The following is a 13,830-nucleotide window of genomic DNA, read 5'->3' as shown; positions in this document are numbered from 1 at the left end:
AACGGCAGATTGGCCGGAGCGGGCGCGATGACGCGCGGGGCATCGCGGCCCTCACTGCCATGACGCCGCTGTCATGGGAGGACGCCGCTGACGCAGGGGATCTGCCGGTCGTGGACTTTGCTGCCATGCGGGCGAGATAGCGCAAAGATGCGGCAAGCCGAAGACCCCACCCGTCCAACGGCCGACCCTGCGAGGATCAGTCAGGCGCGGAGCGGAGCGCACTGCAATTGACATTGGCAGGGGCGTGCGGGTTCCATCCGGGATTGCGTTCAGAAAGCCGGCCCGGATGGATTCCCTCGTCATCACCCTTCTCGTGATCGTCAGCCTGCCGGGCGAACAGCCCAGGAGCGTGGAGACGCAGTTCACGGGGGCCGGCGGCGTGCAGGGATGCGCGCGGCGCGCGATGGACATCCTGAGTACGGTGGACACGCAAGTGCCGGAAGGCGGAGCGACGGAAGTGCGCTGCAAGGTCGAACGCAAACCGGCCCGCACGCACTGAACGCCGACAACGGGCGGACACGCTCGGCCTGTGCGTGAACGCATCCCGGCGCGCCAAGCGCCGTCCTATCGCCCTCGCGTCGGGGCCACCGGATCGGCCGGGATGCGCCTCGGATCGCGATAGAGATCCTCCAGGGCCCCGCGCACGGCCTCGGTCCAGCGTCCGGTTCCGTCGTCGTCCGGGTGTCCCCCGGCGTAGGCCGCCAGCCAGGCGTCGATGTCCTCGTCGTCGAGATGGATCGTCCTGATCCGGGCCCGGAAACGGACGAGGTCGGAGCGCGCGCGCAGCTCCGTCTCGTCCTCGCGCAGGTCGTCCCGCGTCTCCCGCACGGAGACGAGCGGGGTGGCCGACGAGAGGGTCGCGCGATCGAAGGCGAGGACGGCGCCCTGAACGCCATCCCGCGCCATTCCGGCACCGGCGCCCCGGTCCCAGAGGTCCTGCATCGCCTCGGCGGTCACGCGCGCCACGGCGTAGTCCCGGAAGAAGCGCAGGCTCGGGCGGTCGCGGTCCGCCGTCGGTTCCACCGCGAGCCGATCGAGCACCCAGGCCTCCACCAGGGTCGGAACCAGGATGGGGTGATAGAGGAGCATGGGAATCCGGGTGGGGCGGAGCGCGCGGGTTCTCCGTCATCGCACACCTCCGCCGAGGCGGTCGACCGGGCGCCGGCTTCGGAGAGGTCGCGGCCCAGACTGCGAGGCCCCTGTCGCGTTGCTCCTAGGCCGCCTGCACGGCGCGCAGGACGAACCCGCTGCGGGGCCGGGCCGGGATGTAGGCGAGGTCGAGGGTCAGATCCTGGGGCGGGACCGTGTAGGTCATGCCGTTGGCGAGCTGGTCCGCGAGGGTTTCGATCAGGATCTGGCTGATGCCTTCGCCCGGGCAGCGATGGCCGTTCTCGGCCGAGCCGCCACCATGGGACACTAGGGTGAAGGGATCGGGATGCGTGTCCCGGAAACGCTCCGGGTCGAACCGGTCGGGGTCGCGCCAGACGCGGGGATCGTGGTTGGTGCCGTAGAGGTCCATCAGCACCCAGGCGCCCATCCGGAAATCGTGCCCGCGCCAGGTGAAGGGTTCCCGCACACGCCCGGCGATGAAGGGGATGAACGGGTAGGCCCGGCGCACCTCGAGGGTGAAGCGCGTGAGCTCGGCCGGATCGCCACCCGTCAGGGCTTCCCGGCAGGCGGGGTTGTCCCGCAGCGCCATGGCGCAGAACACGACGTAGCGGGCATTGGCGACGGTCGGGCGTAGGACGTTGATGAGCTCGACCCCGGCGGTCTTCACGTCGAGATGCCGGCCCTCGACGTCGCGATGTTCGGCGATCGTCCGGGCCGCTCCCTCCGGCGCGTCCCGCCGGCCCTCCCGGATCTCCGTGATGACCCGCCGCGCCCAGCGCTCGGTGCGAGCGCGGCGGAGGTGGCCGCGCCAGTTGCGCGGGCCGATCGCCCCCGTGCCGGCGATCATCGCGGCGAATTCGGTCGCCCGCTCGCGAGTCTCTTCGGAGCTCAAGGGCAGGCCGACCCATTCGCAGATCGCGGCCGTGAGAACGAGATGCGCCTCGTCGAGGAGGATGACCGCGTCCTGGCCCGACCAGCGCGCCACCGCGTCGCGCCAGTGACGCGTCGTGGTCTCGGCCAGGCGTCGCAGCGCCTCGGGGCCGACGAGGGACAGGAACATCGCCTTGCGCCGGCGATGCGCCGCGCCGTCCATCACCATCACGCTGCCGTGGTCCTGGATCAGCGCGAAGGAGCTCGGTGGCAGGGCGTGGCGCCGGGTGAAGCGGTGGTCGTCGTAGAAATGGCGCGCGGCCTCCGCGCCCGACATGCAGAGGGCGGGACTCAGCATGAGCCGGGTCGCGAACAGGTCGGAACCGTAGCGCCGACATCGGTTCGGGATGAAGGCATAGCCCTCGGAGAGCAGGGCCAGGGTGCTGTCGAAGGCGCGGTCGCGCGGCAAGGCGGGCGTGTCGCGGCGCTGCAGCGTGGCGGGGTTCGAGGTCATCCGGGTCTTCCGCGCATGGCGCCCGGTCGAGCCGGGCCAGCAGCCAACCCGGGCGCGACGGCGGATGTTCTGCGGACCGGCCCGAACGTCCGTGTCCGTCAGAGCCTCAGCACGGGCAGCGCTTTCATGCTGCCATGTGCCGCGAGATCGAGTCCGTGCTCCGCGATCTCCTCGGCGGTGAGCTCCCGCAGGGCCTCCGCCTGCGCGCCGACGCCCGCGGCTTGCGCCGCCACCAGCGCGGCGTCCTGTTCGTCCCGCGCGACCACAACGACGGGCACCACCGTCGCGTCCGGCGCATCCGGCGGTGTCACCGTGACCTGCACGCCGTAAGCTCTGTTCGTCATGTCGCTTCCTCGGTTCGGAACGGTGTCGTCCGTGGCCGACCCTCAGGGGCCGCCGCGTCCGCCGACCGCTCCGAAGACCTGGCCGGTCGAGTAGCTCGCCTCGTTGGAGGCGAGCAGCACGTAGATCCCCGCCAGTTCGGCCGGCTGGCCGGGCCGGCCCATCGGCGTGTCCTTGCCGAAGCTGGGCAGCTTCTCCGGCGGCTGACCGCCGCAGACCTGCAGCGGCGTCCAGAACGGCCCCGGGGCGACCGCGTTCACCCGGATGCCGCTCGCGGCCAGTTGCTTGGCGAGGCCCTTGGAGACGTTCACGATCGCCGCCTTGGTGGCGGCATAGTCGAGCAGATTCTCGGAGGGTTCGTAGGCGTTGACCGACGCGGTGTTGATGATCGCCGCCCCGGGGCCGAGATGCGCCAGCGCCGCCTTGGTGATCCAGAACATCGCGTAGACGTTCGTCTTGAAGGTCTGGTCGAACTGCTCGGTGGTGAGATCGAGGATCGAGGCCTGCGACTTCTGGTAGACGGCGTTGTTGACGAGGATGTCGAGCCCCCCGAGGGCCGAGGCCGCGCCGGCGACGAGGCGCTGGCAGAAGGCTTCGTCGCGGATGTCGCCGGGCAGCGGCACGGCTTTCCGGCCCGCCTGACGGATCAGCGCCACCACTTCGGCCGCATCGGGTTCCTCGGCGGGAAGGTAGTTGAAGGCCACGTCCGCGCCCTCGCGGGCATACGCGATGGCGGCGGCCCGGCCGATTCCCGAATCCCCGCCGGTGATCAGGGCCTTGCGGCCGGTCAGCCGCCCCGAGCCCCGGTAGCTCGTCTCGCCATGGTCCGGGCGCGGCACCATCCGGCTCGCCAGGCCTGGCCAATCCTGCTGCTGCTTCTCGAACGGGGGCTTCGGGTAGGCATGCGCCGCGTTGGGGGCCTGATCCACCTGCGCCACCTGTTCCTGCGCGTGTCCCGCGCTCGTGAACGCCGCCACCATTCCGGCGGACAGGCCGCCGACGAGGGCGCGGCGCGCGGGATCCGTCTTCGTCTCGGTCATGAAGGCCTTCGTTGCTGGATGATGCGGCGCGCCGAGGCACAGGCGGGCGAGAGGCCGGGAAAGAGGCGGACCTGATGCCGGGTCAACCGCACGCCACCGGCATTCGTTCGCTCGCGCCGGAACGGCGCAATGGGAAGCGGATCCGTCAGTTCGTCTGGCTCGCGCCGCTCACGCGCCAGATCACCTTGCCGACATCGTCCGACACCAGCAGCGCGCCGGTCTTGTCGAGGATGACTCCCACCGGGCGCCCCTGCGCCTTCTCGTCGGCATCGAGGAAGCCGGTGAGCGCGTCGACCGGCTGTCCGGCGGGCTTGCCGTCGCGGAACGGCACGTAGATCACCTTGTAGCCACTCTTCGGCCTGCGGTTCCAGGAGCCGTGCTGGGCGACGAAAAGGCCGCTCTTCCAGGCCTCCGACAGGCTGCTCGCCTGCGAGAAGGCGAGTCCCAGCGAGGCCGTGTGGGTGCCGACCGCGTAGTCGGGGGCGATCGCCCTGGCGACGAGATCGGGCTTCTGCGGCTGGACCCGCTCGTCCACGTGCTTGCCCCAGTAGCTGTAGGGCCAGCCGTAGAAGCCGCCCTCCTGCACGGAGGTCACGTAATCCGGCACGAGGTCGCTGCCGATCTCGTCGCGCTCGTTCACCGCCGTCCAGAGCTTGCCGGTGACGGGTTCGAAACCGAGTCCGTTGGGGTTGCGCAGGCCGCTGGCGTATTCGCGCATCTGCTTCGTGGCGATCGTGTATTCCCAGATCGCCGCGCGGCCCGTCTCCTTGTCGAGGCCGTTCTCGCCGACATTGCTGTTCGAGCCCACCGTGATGAACAGCTTGGCGCCATCCGGGCTCGCGATCACGTTCTTCGTCCAATGGTGATTGATGCCCGACGGCAGGTCGACGACCTTGTCCGGCGTCGCGCCGATCTCGGTCTGGCCCGGCTGGTAGGGCACCTTCACCAAGGCGTCGGCATTGGCGACGTAGAGGTCCCCGCCGACCAGCGCCATGCCGAAGGGCGAGTGCAGGCCCGACAGGAAGACGTGGCGCTCCTCGGCGACACCGTCGCCGTCCTTGTCCCGCAGGAGCACGATGCGCTCGGGGCTCTTCACCCCGGCCCCGGCGAGGCTCTTGACCTTGTCGGCCACCCAGTCGGCGATGCCCGTGGAGGCATCGTCGGTCTGCGGCTTGTTGGCCTCGGCCACCAGCACGTCGCCGTTGGGCAGGAGATACATCCAGCGCGGATGCTCGAACCCCTCCGCATAGGCCGCGACCTGCAGCCCGGCCGCCGCCTGCGGCTTGGCGCCGTTCTGCCAGCGGGCGACGCGGGCGATGTTCACCGTCGGCATCAGGGTCGGGTTGGGCGCCGGCAGCGTCGGGCTCGCGCCCTGGCCGGCGGACGCCTCGAGGGTCGCGCGCTCCGGATAGACGATGAAGCGCACGAAGGCGGCACCGCCAAGGAGGAAGACGGCCAGGGCCGCCAGGCCGAGTTTGGATCGCGTCCGCATGACACCCACTTTGGTTTGGGCGCCATCGGGCACCACCTCGTGGGATAAGGGGCCGAGGCCGCTTTTGGCTCCACGGCTGCGCCGGGACACCACGCAGGACACCACGCGGGACACATGGCGGGCCGGTCCGCCTCAGCGCAGAACCGGGTTCCAGGGCACCAGCACCTCGCGGTAGCCCTGCGCCGTCTTCTCCAGGTGGCCGACCGCCGGGAAGGGATAGTGGAAACCCTGGAGGAGGGTGCGCTCGGTGGCGATCCGGTCGTAGATCCGGCGCCGCGTGGCCTCCGCCATGGCCGGGTCCTGGTCGTACATCACGTGCCAGCCCGGATTGCGGGCGAAGAGCACCGGCACGTTGGTGACGTCGGATTGCACGAAGAGGCTTTCGCTGCCCGAGGCGAGCAGGAACGCGGTGTGCCCCGGCGTATGCCCGGGCGCGCCGAGCGCGGTGAGGCCCGGCAGGATCTCCCGGTCCCAGGCATAGGGCGTCACCTTGCGCGCCAGCGCGTCGAACACCCGGCGGGCGTTGCGGAAACCGTCCTGCAGGCGGCCGGCCGGTGCCCGGCTCATCGCGCCGTCATCCATCCAGTAGGCCCATTCAGGCTCCGGCACGAGGATCTCGGCATTCGGGAACGCGGGCTGGCCATCCGCTGTCAGCAGGCCGTTCACGTGGTCGCCGTGGAAGTGCGAGATCACCACCGTGTCGATGGCCGCCCGGTCGAAGCCCGCCATCCGCAGGTTGGCGTGGAACTGCCCCACCGCCCGCTGGCTCGCCTGGAAGGCGGCCTCGCCGTTGCCCGTGTCGATCACGATGCGTCGGCCGCCGGTCTCGATCACCAGGGGCGTGAAAGGCACCGTGAGGCTCGCCCCATCGCGAAAATCCGCGACGAGGGCCGCCGAGACGGCGGCGCGGTCCGCGTTGAGCACGAAGCGTTCGGGCAGCGGGAAGGTGTTGGCGCCGTCCGTCACGGCGGTGACGCGCGCCTCGCCGACCCGGTAGCGATAATATCCGGGTGCCTGGGCGGGGGTCCGCGTCGCATCCGGGGCCGCACCGGCCTCCGCGCCCGCACGCGTGCCGGCAAGGGTAGAGGCCGCCAGCGTCCCGGCCAGGATCGTCCGTCGTGTCGAATCGGTCATGAGGGTCTCCTCCCGGTTTCGGCCGTTCCGGCCATTTGCGGACACCAGGGCCGAGTCGCGGCCCTGGTCGATCTTGGGTTCCCGGTCGAACTTGGGCTCCCGGTCCGTCACCGCGACGGGGTCGTGGCGAGACGCCGCGCTGTGACGATGCCGAGCCCGGCGATCACGAGCGCGCACAGGCAGAGCGCGGTCAGCTGCCCGAGGCCCTGGAGCGCGCCGCCGAGGATCGCGACGCCGAGCGCCTGGCCGCAGAAGAACGAGAAGGCGTGGAGCGCCACCGCCGAGGCCCGCGCGGTAGGCGCGACCTCGGTGACCTGAACCTGGAAGGTGTTGTGGAGCATGTAGAAGCCGAGCCCCATGGCGACCAGGGCGGCGCAATCCAGTTGCCAGCTCCCGGCGAGCCCGATGGTGACGAGGGCGCCCGCGCAGATGAGCCCGCCGCCGATGAGCATCCGCGACATCCCGAGGAAGCGCAGCAGCAGGCTGACGGAGAACGCGTAGAGCAACCCCCCGGCGGCGAAACCCGCCAGCGCCAGGCCCGCCTCGCGGGCGCCGCCCTCGCCGCGCGCCTCGATCAGGGGCGCGAGGTGCGGGAAGATCCCGAACACCGCGATCGCCTCGATGAACACGGCCCCGAACAGGATCCGGGCGCGCGGATTGGCGATGATGCCGCGGTAGCGCGTCACCGCGAGGCGGAACTCGGGGCGTCTCGGGGGCGCACCGGCGCTGCGGTCGAACCCCAGGAGGGCGGCGGCGCAGCCGAGTGCGGCCACCGCCGCCGTGATGGCGAACACCCCGGCCCAGCCGATCGCCCCCTCGATGAGGCCGGCGAAGGTCGAGCCCGAGAGCTGCCCGAGGATCACCGCCACGAGGAAGCGGCCGATGGCCACCTGCCGGCGCTCGATCGGGATGCGGTCGCCCATCAGCGCCAGCGCCAGGGGAACAACGCCCCCGGCACTGCCCCCCGCCACCATGCGCAGACCGAACAGGGTGTCGAGGTCGGTCGTCAGGGCGCAGCAGGCGAGCGCCAGGGTGAGGATGGCGAGACAGGTCGCGATGACCCGCTCCTTGCCCAGCGCGTCGCCGATGGGACCGAGGATCGGCTGGATCAGCGCGTAGGGCAGGGCGAAGGCGGTGGAGAGCAGCGCCACCGTGTGCGGATCGCTGTGCAGGTCGCGCGCCAGCACGCCGACGAGCGGCTCGATGGAGCGACCCGCGAAGGTGCTGGCAAAGCCCGCGAAAGCCAGGATCACGATGAGGCGGGTCGTCGAAAACTCGGCCTTCAGGTCCGCTGTCCTTGTTCGGCGCCCATCCCACGCGAAAGCCGCGGGCGAGGCTGTCGTCGGAGCTTCGCCATACGTGGCCGGGTCCGGCGCGTCGATGCCCGTATGCCCGCGTCTCGTCGCCCGTGTTTCTCCGCCCGCCTGATCAGGCCTGCACGCCCGCCCGGGCCACGTCCCCGGCATTCGGCAGTTCGCCGATGCGCCAGCACAGGTCCATCACCCGGCGGACCTGAGCCTCGGGCAGGATGCCCTCGGCGAGATCGCGGAACTTGGTCTCCAGCGCGGCGTCGGACATCGGCCGCTCGACGCTGCCGATGGCGTGCTCGATGCGGCGATCGAAGGCGCGGCCGTCCTTCAGGATCACGGTCATCTCGACCTGCTCCGGCCGGATCGCCGGGTCGACCACCGGCTTCACGCGGGCGCGCAGGGCCGCGATGACGGGGTCGGCCACCGCCCGGTCGCTGAACTGCTTCTCGCCTCCGGCCCCTTCGACCAGCGCCACCGCGACGGCATGGTAGATGCTGAACTTGCCCTCGAGCCCCGAGCGCGGGGCGGTCTTGCCGGTGAGTTCCAGCACCAGGGGATGGACCTTCATGTCCACGCGCTCGATCGCGTCGGCGGTGAGGTGGTTCTCGCCGCGCAACTGCACCGCCGCGTCGATGGCCGGATGCATGACGATGCCGCAGGCGAACGGCTTGTAGGTGTTGAGCGCCGCCTCGTAGCGGGTGCCCAGCCCCTCGGTGATCTCGCGCCAATCCTGCTTCGTCGCGATGGTGTTGGCCCAGCCGCGCTTGGCCTCGATCATCCCGTCCGAGCTCGTGTAGTTCTTGGAGGCCAGGATCGCGGCGAACAGGCCGTTCGAGGCGGCCCGGCCCGGGTTGAAGCTCTTGTTCATGGAGCCGAAGGATTCGCGCAGGCCCACGGGCTGCGAGGCGGCGAGCCCGAGCGCCCAGACCATCTGCTGCTCGGTGAGCCCCATCAGCTTGCCGGTGGCGGCGGCCGCGCCGAACACCCCCGCCGTGCCGGTGATGTGCCAGCCGACATCGTAGTGGTTCGGGTAGACCGCGTTGCCGATCCGGCACTCGGTCTCGACGCCGAGCACCAGGGCGTTGAGGAAGTCGGCGCCCGAGACCGGGTTCATCTCCGCATAGGCCAGGATCGCCGAGGCGACGGGGCCGGCGGGGTGGATCACGGTCTTCAAGTGGGTGTCGTCGTAGTCGAAGATGTGGCTGGAAACGCCGTTGAGGAAGGCGGCGTTCATGATGTCGAAGCGCTCGGTCCGTCCGAACAGCCCGGCCTGTGGTGGCCCGGAGAACGGCTTCAGGGCCGAGACCGCGACGTCCAGGGTCTCGTGGTGCGAGCCGCCGATGGCGACGCCGACCCAGTTCAGGAACGTGCGGGCGCCCTCGTGGCGAACGGTCTCGGGCAGGTCCGCGTAGCGGGCGCCGACCACGTAGCGGGCCAGGATCCGGGTGACCTCCGGAGGCACCGCCTTCGGCTCGGGTGCGGCCTTCGCGTCCGGCGCGGCCTGTGCGGGAGCGACGGCACCTCCGGTTCCGACGAGCGCGAGGCTCGCGGAGCCGAGCAGGGCGCGGCGGTCGATCGTCGGCACGGGCATGGATCTCTCCCTCGTTTTTTCATCGCCGTCTGGCTGGGACGCCGCTGCGCCGCGCTCGCCGACACCTTCGGTCGGCAAGCGCGCACTGAGGAGATAACCCGAACGCCGCGCGAGGGCTCCCCCCAACCCAGTTCCGGCGCACGAGGTTTACGAGGTGGAAACAAGATTTCACGGCCGGTGCGACGGTATCGACCGATCGCTGGGCGGTTCAGGCCATCAGAAATGGGCGCGGCAATACGGTTGCAACCGGTGCGGCCCGGACTCGCAAACATTCGCAAGCGGAGCGGGGTGGCGTTCGAAGACTTGCGAAAACGCTGGCCGACCTCGCCTCAGGGGCCGGCGTTCTTTTCCATTGCCGTCACGTCGATGTCGACGCCGACCTCCAGCGCGACCCACTGGCCCGAGGCCCAGGGGCCCTGTCCGATGCCGAATTGCGTGCGGACGAGATCGAGATGACCGACGGCGCGGGCGTTCGGACCGTCGCGCGTCAGGCGGAAGGGCAGCACCGCGTCCCGCCGGACACCCCGGATCGTCAGGGTGCCGACGGCTTCGTAGGTCTCGCTACCCTTGGCCACGAAGCGGGTCGCCTCGAACCGGGCCTGCGCGTTCGCCTTGGTGTCGAACCACTCCGCCTGCGGCAGGGCCGTGTCGCGCTGCGCGTCGCCGGTCTCCGCACTCGTCAGGTCGATCTCGACCAGAGCGCGACCCGCGTCCGGTGCGGCGGGGTCGAAGTCGATCTGCGCGGAGAAGCGCTTGAAGCGACCCTGGAACGGCGCGCCGACCTGCACGCCCGAGAAGCCGATCCGGCTCTTTCCCGTATCGACGATCCACTGCGCCGCCCGGGCCTGCGCGGGCAGGCTCAGCAGGGCCGCGACGAGGGCGAGGCGGGCGGCGGTCATGGGTGGGCTCCGGTATCGGGGAACGGGCGGGGCAGCATCCGCCTGAGGGTGTCGTCGCGTAGGAAAACGTGGTGCCGGAGCGCCGCGCCGACATGCAGGGCCAGGAGGGCGACGAGGAACCAGGCGCCAACGGCATGGACCCATTTCAGCCCGGCCTCGACCGCCGCCTTGTTGGGCAGCTCCGGCAGGATGGGCAGGTGCGGCCAGGGCAGGACGCCGTAGAGCATCGTCGGCAGGTTGAAGGGGGAGGCCGAGACCATGGCCCAGCCAACCAGGGGCAGGCCGAGGACGAGGCCGTAGAGCAGGGCGTGGGCCGCATGCGCCCCGGCGCGTTCCCGGGGCGGCAGCGTGGCGGGCAGGGGCGGCGGCCGATGCGTCAGCCGCCAGCCGAGGCGCAGCAGCGATAGGCCCAGCACCGTGAGGCCGACGGACTTGTGCCACTGATAGAGCTGGAACCGGCGCATCGGCGCCAGATCCGCGTGCGTCATGACGAGGCCGATCCCGATGAGCGCCAGCACCGCCAGCGCGCTGATCCAGTGCAGCGCGATGGCGACATGCGTGTAGCGGCGCGGGCGTGCCGTCTCGGTCATGACGCTCTCCCTTCGGGACGGGGATCAGTCCTTGCGCTCGAAGGCGCCCGCGATGGTCAGGTGCAGGTCGTCGCCGATCAGCGGCACGTAGGTCTTCACGCCGAATTCCGAGCGCTTGATCGTGCCGGTGGCCTCGAAGCCGACCGTGACCTTCTTGCTCAGCGGGTTCACGCCCGCGCCGACCAACGTCACGTTCAGGGTCACGGGCTTCGTCACCCCGTGCAGGGTGAGGTCACCGCTGACTTTCGCCTTGTCCTTGCCCTCGGGCGTCACCTTGGTGGAGACGAAGGTCATCTGCGGGAACTGGGCGGCGTCGAGCCACTGGGCGCTCTTCAGCTCGTCGGTGAGCTTGGCGCTGGTGGTCGAGACCGAAGCCACCGGTACGCTGACCTTGAGGCTGCTGGCGCCCGGGTTCTTCGGCTGCAATTCGAGGGTGCCCGACACCTCCGAGAAGCCGCCCGAATAGTTCGAGAAGCCCATATGCGAGACGGTGAAGCCGACCTGGGTGTGGCCGGGATCGACGAGGTAGGTCCCGGCCTGGATCTGTGCGGGGTCGCGGGTCGGCGGCGTCTGAGCCAGGGCCGGCGCGGCGAGCGCGAGGGTCAGGGCGAGGAGGGAGGTGGAAAGACGGATCACGGGCTGCTCCGGGGGTGGCGGCGCGGCAGGGGCGTCGCTTCGGTGAAGCGCAGATAGGCCGCTTCCCCGGGGTGCGATAGCGCGCTAGTCGGGGACACATGGTTGCGCATCTGGAAACCTTCGCCGGAAACCTCGACGACGTGCGGGCCTTCTGCGCGGTGGTCGATTTCGGCAGCATGACGCAGGCGGCGGCCTTCCTGCACGAGACCAAGGGCAGCGTGAGCCGGCGGGTCGCCCGCCTCGAATCCGTGCTCAAGGTGACCCTGCTCGCCCGGACGCCGCGGGCGGTCTCGCCCACCGCCGAGGGACTGGCGTTCCATGCCGCCGGCCTGGAGAGCCTCGCGCTCCTCGACGAGGCCCTGCAGACGGCGCGCGGTGCCCGCACGGTGCCGCGCGGGCACCTGCGGGTCACCGCCTCCATCGATTTCGGGGTCGAGGTCCTGCCGGATCTCGTGGCGAGCTTTCGCGCCCGGCACCCCGGGATCACGATCGAACTCCTGATCACCGACAGCCGGCTCGATCTCGCCGCCAACCGCGTCGACCTCGCGCTGCGCCTCGGCGGTGGCGACCATCCCGACAGCGGCTACACCGCTCCGATCCTGGCCGACCTGACGATCGGCCTCTACGCGGCCCCGGCCTACCTCGCCCGCCATCCGGCCCCCGCCGACCTCGCGGGCCTCGCCGCGCATGACCTGGTGTTCGCCCGCGAACGGCTCGGCGCGGCGCAACTCCTCGTCTCGGATGCGGGCGGGCGCGAGGAGCGGATCGCGGTGCGTCCGGCGGTGCGGGCCACCGACTTCGCCACGGTCCTGCGCCTGACGCTCGCGGGGGCCGGAATCGGGCACATCCCGAGTTTGGTCGCGGCAAAATCCTTGGGCGAAGGTGCGCTCGTGCGCATCCTGCCCGATTGGGCGAGCCGGGGCGGAACCCTGCGCGCCGTGACGCTGGCGGGCCGCGAACTTCCCGCGCGCGTGCGTCTCTTCCGCGAGCACGTCCGGGCGGAGCTGACCCGCCGGCCGGTGGGCGGCGCCGGTCCGCAGGCGGAAAATCCGGCGCCTGGGCTTGGCGGGCCGGGGGCCTATAAGGGGAGATCGGCCGGTCGTGACGTCCGAGGACCCTGAGCGCCGCGCGACAGCCCGGGCACGAGGGTCTGGTACGAACGGTTCGGCGGGGGTCGGCATGGCGCAGGACGCGGAAGAGGGGCAGGACTGGCGCTCGGTCAGCACCCGGCCGCTGGGTCCCGAGGAACTGGAGGAGGCCCGCCAGCGCGCGCACGAGCCCGGACGCGGCCGGAAGGCGACCGATCCCACCGACATCCCGCCGGCCGGCTGGCGGGACATCCTGTGGCGGGTGTTCTGGGCGATGCCGCAGGACCGGGTGCTCACCACGGCGGGCGGCGTCGCGTTCTTCGCCCTGCTCGCGGTGTTTCCCGGCCTCGTCGCCGTGGTCTCGATCTACGGGCTGTTCTCGGACCCGAACGTCATCGGCCAGCATGTCAGGCTGCTGGCGGACATCCTGCCCCCCGGCGCCCTCGATCTCTTCTCCGACCAGTTGATGCGGATCGCGCAGCGCAGCACCGGCTCGCTCAGCACCACCTCGGGGATCAGCCTGCTCATCGCCCTGTGGAGCGCCAATTCCGGCGTCAGCGCGCTCTTCGACGCCCTGAACGTGATCTACAAGGAGCGCGAGAAGCGAACCCTCGTACGCTTCTACGCCACCACCTTCGTGTTCACGATCACCAGCGTGGTGTTCTTCCTCGTCTCCACCACCGCGGTCGTTCTGCTGCCCGCGATCCTGGACCGGCTCGGCTTCGTCACCGCCACCGACACGATCCTGCAGGTCGTCCGCTGGCCGGCCCTGCTCGCCGTCGTCACCTTCAGCCTGTCCCTGATCTATCGCTACGGCCCGAGCCGGAACCGGGCGAAGTGGCGCTGGGTGACCTGGGGCGGCAGCCTGGCGGCCCTGCTCTGGGTCTGCGCCTCGGGCGTCTTCTCCTGGTATGTTGCGAGCTTCGACAGCTACAACCGCATCTACGGCTCGCTCGGTGCCGGCATCGGTTTCATGACCTGGATGTGGCTCTCCATCGTCATCGTGCTGCTGGGCGCGGAGGTGAATTCGGAGATGGAGCGCCAGACGGGGTGCGACAGCACCGAGGGCCGGCCGAAGCCCCTGGGCGTCCGCCGGGCCTTCGCCGCCGACAGCGTGGGCGCGAGCCAGGACTGAGCCGGAGCCTGCGCGTCGCCGGCCGAGGGCTTCGCGAACCATCGGCCAAGCCCCGCGTTTGCCGAAGGACGTCCGATCG

The 13,830-nt window shown here is 70.7% G+C and carries 14 protein-coding genes; 3 read left to right on the top strand and 11 right to left on the bottom strand.

Annotation, left to right across the window (positions count from 1 at the left end; all coding sequences use genetic code 11):
* Window positions 1–286 precede the first annotated feature (286 nt).
* A complete protein-coding gene (locus JWQ05_RS01430; protein ID WP_299653319.1) occupies window positions 287–499 on the top strand; it encodes a hypothetical protein in 213 nt (70 codons plus the stop codon).
* A 65-nt stretch (window positions 500–564) separates the two neighbouring features.
* Here JWQ05_RS01430 and JWQ05_RS01425 read toward each other — a convergent pair whose 3' ends face one another.
* The 11 genes from JWQ05_RS01425 to JWQ05_RS01375 all read right to left on the bottom strand — a co-directional run bounded on the left by JWQ05_RS01425 (window position 565) and on the right by JWQ05_RS01375 (window position 11,525).
* The gene (locus JWQ05_RS01425; protein WP_299653316.1) at window positions 565–1,089 is read right to left on the bottom strand and encodes a hypothetical protein; all 525 of its coding nucleotides are present in this window, start codon (window positions 1,087–1,089) and stop codon (window positions 565–567) included.
* A 124-nt stretch (window positions 1,090–1,213) separates the two neighbouring features.
* Window positions 1,214–2,494: a cytochrome P450 gene (locus tag JWQ05_RS01420; protein WP_299653314.1), complete on the bottom strand. Its 1,281-nt coding sequence runs from the start codon at window positions 2,492–2,494 to the stop codon at window positions 1,214–1,216.
* Window positions 2,495–2,592: 98 nt separating this feature from the next.
* Entirely contained in the window at window positions 2,593–2,838 is a 246-nt protein-coding gene (locus tag JWQ05_RS01415) for a hypothetical protein (RefSeq protein WP_299653311.1), read from the bottom strand.
* Between the two features lie 42 nt (window positions 2,839–2,880).
* Window positions 2,881–3,876 carry an SDR family oxidoreductase gene (locus tag JWQ05_RS01410; RefSeq protein WP_299653308.1) on the bottom strand — a complete coding sequence of 332 codons (996 nt, stop codon included), beginning with the start codon at window positions 3,874–3,876 and terminating at the stop codon, window positions 2,881–2,883.
* A 145-nt stretch (window positions 3,877–4,021) separates the two neighbouring features.
* Window positions 4,022–5,368, bottom strand: a complete 1,347-nt coding sequence (locus JWQ05_RS01405) for a sorbosone dehydrogenase family protein (protein WP_299653305.1) — start codon at window positions 5,366–5,368, stop codon at window positions 4,022–4,024.
* Between the two features lie 132 nt (window positions 5,369–5,500).
* The gene (locus tag JWQ05_RS01400) at window positions 5,501–6,502 is read right to left on the bottom strand and encodes an MBL fold metallo-hydrolase (protein WP_299653302.1); all 1,002 of its coding nucleotides are present in this window, start codon (window positions 6,500–6,502) and stop codon (window positions 5,501–5,503) included.
* Between the two features lie 107 nt (window positions 6,503–6,609).
* On the bottom strand, window positions 6,610–7,788 hold the full coding sequence (locus JWQ05_RS01395) for an MFS transporter (RefSeq protein WP_299653369.1): 1,179 nt from the start codon (window positions 7,786–7,788) through the stop codon (window positions 6,610–6,612).
* A gap of 142 nt (window positions 7,789–7,930) precedes the next feature.
* On the bottom strand, window positions 7,931–9,403 hold the full coding sequence (locus tag JWQ05_RS01390) for an MmgE/PrpD family protein (protein WP_299653300.1): 1,473 nt from the start codon (window positions 9,401–9,403) through the stop codon (window positions 7,931–7,933).
* 329 nt (window positions 9,404–9,732) lie between these two features.
* The gene (locus JWQ05_RS01385) at window positions 9,733–10,302 is read right to left on the bottom strand and encodes a YceI family protein (RefSeq protein ID WP_299653297.1); all 570 of its coding nucleotides are present in this window, start codon (window positions 10,300–10,302) and stop codon (window positions 9,733–9,735) included.
* Complete coding sequence (locus JWQ05_RS01380) at window positions 10,299–10,892, bottom strand: cytochrome b (RefSeq protein ID WP_299653294.1); 594 nt, start codon at window positions 10,890–10,892, stop codon at window positions 10,299–10,301. The genes JWQ05_RS01385 and JWQ05_RS01380 overlap by 4 nt, the downstream gene beginning before the upstream one ends.
* Window positions 10,893–10,916: 24 nt before the next feature.
* Window positions 10,917–11,525, bottom strand: a complete 609-nt coding sequence (locus JWQ05_RS01375; protein WP_299653367.1) for a YceI family protein — start codon at window positions 11,523–11,525, stop codon at window positions 10,917–10,919.
* A gap of 101 nt (window positions 11,526–11,626) precedes the next feature.
* Here JWQ05_RS01375 and JWQ05_RS01370 point away from each other — a divergent pair, with 101 nt between their 5' ends.
* Together JWQ05_RS01370 and JWQ05_RS01365 are read left to right on the top strand one after the other, a co-directional pair.
* Complete coding sequence (locus tag JWQ05_RS01370) at window positions 11,627–12,649, top strand: LysR family transcriptional regulator (protein WP_299653291.1); 1,023 nt, start codon at window positions 11,627–11,629, stop codon at window positions 12,647–12,649.
* A gap of 58 nt (window positions 12,650–12,707) precedes the next feature.
* The gene (locus JWQ05_RS01365) at window positions 12,708–13,751 is read left to right on the top strand and encodes a YihY/virulence factor BrkB family protein (protein ID WP_299653288.1); all 1,044 of its coding nucleotides are present in this window, start codon (window positions 12,708–12,710) and stop codon (window positions 13,749–13,751) included.
* Window positions 13,752–13,830: the final 79 nt, after the last annotated feature.

The sequence above is a fragment of the Methylobacterium sp. genome (assembly GCF_028290105.1).
In the GTDB taxonomy this organism is placed as follows: domain Bacteria; phylum Pseudomonadota; class Alphaproteobacteria; order Rhizobiales; family Beijerinckiaceae; genus Methylobacterium.
Note: the sequence above shows the minus strand (reverse complement) of the source record. Positions and strands in the feature narration are given on the sequence as shown.

Bases quoted from the DNA above. Each gene is read 5' to 3' on its own strand.
- JWQ05_RS01430 (WP_299653319.1), top strand. From the start codon at position 287: ATGGATTCCCTCGTCATCACCCTTCTCGTGATCGTCAGCCTGCCGGGC.
- JWQ05_RS01425 (WP_299653316.1), bottom strand. From the start codon at position 1,089: ATGCTCCTCTATCACCCCATCCTGGTTCCGACCCTGGTGGAGGCCTGG.
- JWQ05_RS01420 (WP_299653314.1), bottom strand. From the start codon at position 2,494: ATGACCTCGAACCCCGCCACGCTGCAGCGCCGCGACACGCCCGCCTTG.
- JWQ05_RS01415 (WP_299653311.1), bottom strand. From the start codon at position 2,838: ATGACGAACAGAGCTTACGGCGTGCAGGTCACGGTGACACCGCCGGAT.
- JWQ05_RS01410 (WP_299653308.1), bottom strand. From the start codon at position 3,876: ATGACCGAGACGAAGACGGATCCCGCGCGCCGCGCCCTCGTCGGCGGC.
- JWQ05_RS01405 (WP_299653305.1), bottom strand. From the start codon at position 5,368: ATGCGGACGCGATCCAAACTCGGCCTGGCGGCCCTGGCCGTCTTCCTC.
- JWQ05_RS01400 (WP_299653302.1), bottom strand. From the start codon at position 6,502: ATGACCGATTCGACACGACGGACGATCCTGGCCGGGACGCTGGCGGCC.
- JWQ05_RS01390 (WP_299653300.1), bottom strand. From the start codon at position 9,403: ATGCCCGTGCCGACGATCGACCGCCGCGCCCTGCTCGGCTCCGCGAGC.
- JWQ05_RS01385 (WP_299653297.1), bottom strand. From the start codon at position 10,302: ATGACCGCCGCCCGCCTCGCCCTCGTCGCGGCCCTGCTGAGCCTGCCC.
- JWQ05_RS01380 (WP_299653294.1), bottom strand. From the start codon at position 10,892: ATGACCGAGACGGCACGCCCGCGCCGCTACACGCATGTCGCCATCGCG.
- JWQ05_RS01370 (WP_299653291.1), top strand. From the start codon at position 11,627: ATGGTTGCGCATCTGGAAACCTTCGCCGGAAACCTCGACGACGTGCGG.
- JWQ05_RS01365 (WP_299653288.1), top strand. From the start codon at position 12,708: ATGGCGCAGGACGCGGAAGAGGGGCAGGACTGGCGCTCGGTCAGCACC.